Source organism: Thermodesulfobacteriota bacterium (genome assembly GCA_040758155.1).
In the GTDB taxonomy this organism is placed as follows: Bacteria; Desulfobacterota; Deferrimicrobia; order Deferrimicrobiales; family Deferrimicrobiaceae; genus UBA2219.
The window spans coordinates 1-4345 of the sequence record JBFLWB010000063.1 but is presented as its reverse complement, the minus strand read 5'-3'; the positions used below and the strand labels follow the sequence as shown (position 1 = coordinate 4345).

The following is a 4345-nucleotide window of genomic DNA, read 5'->3' as shown; positions in this document are numbered from 1 at the left end:
CCCTGGCGGAAGCGGCCGGCTACCCGGTGACCGCCGTGCCCGGCGAGGCGGCGAACATCAAGATCACCCTCCCCGAGGATATGAGGATGGCGGCGGGACTCCTGGACGAGGAGCCCGACCTCCGCGTCGGGATGGGCGGGGACGCCCACCGGCTGGAGGACGGCCGCCCGCTGTGGCTGGGGGGGATCCGGGTGGACCACCCGAAGGGGCTCCTCGGGCATTCCGACGGCGACGTCCTCCTGCACGCGCTGGCCGACGCGATCTACGGCGCCATCACCGACCGGGACATCGGCTTCCACTTCCCGCCGGGGAAGGAGGAGACCCGCGGCATCTCCAGCCGCGCCATCCTCGCCCACGCCCGCTCCCGGATGGCGGAGAAGGGATTCTGCGTCCTCGGGATCGACGCCGTGGTAATGTGCGAGGAGCCGCGGATCGCCCCGCTGGCGGACGCGATGCGGGAGGCGATCGCCGGGATCCTGTCCGTGCCGCCGGAGCGGGTAAGCGTGAAGGGGAAGACCACGGAGGGGATGGGATTCGAGGGGCGCGGCGAGGGGATCTCCGCGTGGGCGGTCGCGCTGCTGCGGGGAGCGAGGAATAAGGGAGACGGGGGATCGGCGGGATGAGCCTGACCGTGTTCAACACGATGGGGAACCGGAAGGAACCGTTCGTCCCGCGCGAGCCGGGCAGGGTGGGGATGTACGTGTGCGGCGTCACGGTGTACGACCTCTGCCACATCGGGCACGCCCGCGCGAACGTGGCGTTCGACATCATCGTCCGGTACCTGCGCCATGCGGGATACGACGTGACCTATGTCCGGAACTTCACCGACATCGACGACAAGATCCTGAAGCGGGCCCGGGAGGAGGGGAGCGACTACCTCGCGGTGTCCACGAAATACATCAAGGCGTTCCACGAGGACTTCGACCGCATGGGGCTGCTGCGCCCCGACGCCGAGCCGAAGGCGACGGAGCACATCCCGGAGATCGTCGCCCTGGTGGCCGACCTCGTGAGGCAGGGGAAGGCGTACGCGGTCGACGGGGACGTCTACTACTCCGTGAAGGGGTTCCCCGAGTACGGGAAGCTGTCGGGGAAGAACGTCGAGGACCTGTTGTCGGGCGCGCGCGTCGACGTGGACGAGCGGAAGGCCGACCCGCTCGACTTCGCGCTCTGGAAGGCGTCGAAGCCCGGCGAGCCCGCGTGGGACAGCCCGTGGGGGCCCGGCCGCCCCGGGTGGCACATCGAGTGCTCCGCCATGTCGATGAAGCACCTGGGGGAGACGTTCGATATCCACGGCGGCGGGAAGGACCTCGTGTTCCCCCACCACGAGAACGAGATCGCCCAGTCGGAGGCCTCCACCGGGAAGCCGTTCGCGCGGTACTGGCTCCACAACGGGTTCGTCAACATCGACAACGAGAAGATGAGCAAGTCGCTGGGGAACTTCTTCACCCTGCGCGAGGTCCTGGGCACGGTGAAGCCCGAGGTGCTCCGCTTCTTCTTCGCCTCGAGCCACTACCGCAGCCCGATCGACTACTCCGACCAGAGCCTCGCCGAGGCGAAGGCGGGGCTCGACCGGCTTTACCGCGTCAAGGAGAAGGCGGAAGGGTGCCGCGCGGCGGGCGCATCGCCCACCGCGGTCCCGGCGGGGGAGGAATTCGCGCCGCTGGCGGAGGCGCCGAGGCGGTTCTCCGAGGCGATGGACGACGACTTCAACACCGCGGCGGCGCTGGGCCGCCTCTTCGACGCCGTCCGCGCGCTGAACCGGCTGGCGCCCGCGGACCCGGCGTCGGAGCCGGAGCGCGCCGGGGCGTTCCTCGCCGGGTACGCGGGCGTTGAACCGTTGTTCGCCGTCCTCGGCCTGCTGACGTCGCCGTCGGCCGCGTATTTCCAGGAGGGCGGGGGCCGCATGCCGGAAGGCGAGATCCTCGCGCGGATCGAGGCCCGGCGGGCCGCCCGCGCATCGAAGAACTTCGCCGAGGCCGACCGGATCCGGAAGGAGCTTGACGCTTCCGGTGTCCTCCTCGAGGACGGGAAAGGCGGCACAACATGGAAATACAGGGAATGAGCGGGGGCGCGGTTCCGTGATGAAGATCCTCGTCGCCTCGGATGCCGCGGAGGTCCGCAAGACTCTCGGGAGGGCCCTCCAGGCGGGAGACCACGACTGCATTTTCGCCGACAAGGGCGGCAACGTCATCGAGCAGGTCTACAAGGAGTTCCCCGACGTCATCATCCTGGACACGCAGTTCACCGATCGGGGCGGGCTGGATCTGCTTGCGCTCCTCAAGGACGCTCCTTCGACGCGCGACATCCCGGTACTGCTCTCGCCGCCGAGGCGGCGACTGGGGCAGATGTCAAAGGGATACGGGATGGGCGCGTTCGACTACCTCCATCGTCCGTACCTGGATGAAGAGATCCTGGCGAAGATGGATATAATCGCCACGACAGCCGAACGGGTCCGGGACATGGAAAACAAGCTTCGGCAGGACGCCCTGACGGGAGTGCTCAACCGGCGGACCTTCATGGAACGGTTCAACGAGGAGATCGACTGGGCTTCCAGGTACCGGGAGCCGCTGTCGTTCATGATCCTCGATATCGACCATTTCAAGAAGGTCAACGACACGTACGGCCACATGAGCGGCGACGAGGTCCTCCGCCAGGTGGCGCAGACCACCGCGGACAACGCCGGGAACGATGCGGTCGTCGGGCGATTCGGAGGCGAGGAGTTCGTCGTCCTGGCTTCGAACCGCCCGCTTCCGGAAGCCGTGGAGCTGGCGGAGCGGATCCGGAGCGCCGTCCAGAGCCGCCGGTTCGTCTGCGCCGGCCCCGACACGCTGGCCAACCTGTCGATCACCATCAGCGTCGGCGTGACCGCCTATTCCCCCGATACCGGTTCGACCATCGATTCGATGATCGCGCAGGCCGACGACGCCCTGTACGCGGCAAAGGACAGCGGCAGGAATCGGGTCGTCGCCCGCGGTCCCTTCATTCCGTCAGGGGCGGGCGAATAAGGCGCCTGCGAAGCATGCCTCCCCAACGCATTTTCAGGATGGCGGCTCCGTTCGAGCCCGCCGGGGACCAGCCCGCGGCGATCGCCGAGCTTGCGGACGGCCTGGTCCGGGGGCTCCCCCGGCAGGTGCTCCTCGGGGTCACGGGCTCGGGGAAGACCTACACGATGGCTTCCGTCATCGCCCGGATCGACCGCCCCGCGCTGATCCTCGCCCCCAACAAGACGCTCGCCGCCCAGCTCTACGCGGAGTTCAAGGAGCTGTTCCCGGAAAACGCCGTCGAGTACTTCGTCTCCTACTACGACTACTACCAGCCCGAGGCGTACGTTCCCCAGACCGATACCTTCATCGAGAAGGACTCGGCGATCAACGAGCAGATCGACAAGATGCGGCACAGCGCGACGAAGTCGGTGATGACCCGCCCCGATGTCATCGTCGTCGCATCCGTCTCCTGCATCTACGGGCTCGGCTCGCCGGAGTTCTACGGGCAGATGACCGTCCGCGTGTCCGAGGGGGCCGACTTCCCCCGCAACGCGCTGCTCCGGCGGCTGGTCGACCTCCAGTACGAGCGCAACGACGTCGACTTCCACCGGGGGACGTTCCGTGTCCGCGGGGAAGCGGTGGAGCTGTTCCCGGCGTACGAAGAGGAGAAGGTTCTCCGGATCGAGTACGACGAGGACCGGATCGAGCGGCTCCGGTACGTGGACCCGCTGCGTGGGACGCGCCTGGGGGATCTGAAGGAAACGGTCATCTTCCCGGCGAGCCACTACGTCGCCCCGGAGGACCAGGTGGAGCGCGCCGTCCGGCAGATCGGGGAGGAGCTCGAAGGGAGGCTCGCGGAGCTGGCCGCGGCGGGGAAGCTGCTGGAGGCCGAGCGGCTGAAGCAGAGGACGACCTACGACCTCGAGATGATCGCCCAGATGGGGTTCTGCTCCGGGATCGAGAACTACTCCCGCCATTTCGACGGGCGGTCGCCCGGCCAGCCGCCGTACACGCTGCTCGACTACTTCCCGAAGGACTTCGTCGCCTTCCTCGACGAGTCGCACGTGACGGTCCCCCAGCTCAACGGGATGTACAACGGCGACCGCTCCCGGAAGAGCACGCTGGTCGATTTCGGGTTCCGGCTCCCCTCCGCCCTCGACAACCGGCCGCTGCGGTTCGAGGAGTTCGACGCGCGGGTGAAGCAGGTCGTCTTCGTCTCGGCGACCCCCGCGGAGTACGAGCTGCGCGAGAGCGCCGGCGCGGTGGTGGAGCAGATCATCCGCCCGACGGGTCTGGTCGATCCCGAGGTCGAGGTGCGGCCGGCGTCGAAGCAGGTGGATGACCTCCTGGGCGAGATCCGG

4 protein-coding genes are annotated in these 4345 nt (G+C 68.1%); all 4 read left to right on the top strand.

The annotated features are described in order from the left end of the window. A partial coding sequence (ispF, locus tag AB1346_03915; GenBank protein ID MEW6719577.1) for a 2-C-methyl-D-erythritol 2,4-cyclodiphosphate synthase occupies nt 1–623 on the top strand: 623 nt, incomplete at its 5' end. Then, nucleotides 620–2062, top strand: coding sequence for a cysteine--tRNA ligase (cysS, locus tag AB1346_03910; GenBank protein MEW6719576.1), 1443 nt, complete (start codon nt 620–622; stop codon nt 2060–2062). The genes ispF and cysS, both read left to right, overlap by 4 nt. A gap of 19 nt (nt 2063–2081) precedes the next feature. Next, nucleotides 2082–3005, top strand: coding sequence for a diguanylate cyclase (locus AB1346_03905; GenBank protein MEW6719575.1), 924 nt, complete (start codon nt 2082–2084; stop codon nt 3003–3005). Between the two features lie 14 nt (nt 3006–3019). After that, a partial coding sequence (locus tag AB1346_03900; GenBank protein MEW6719574.1) for a DEAD/DEAH box helicase family protein occupies nt 3020–4345 on the top strand: 1326 nt, incomplete at its 3' end.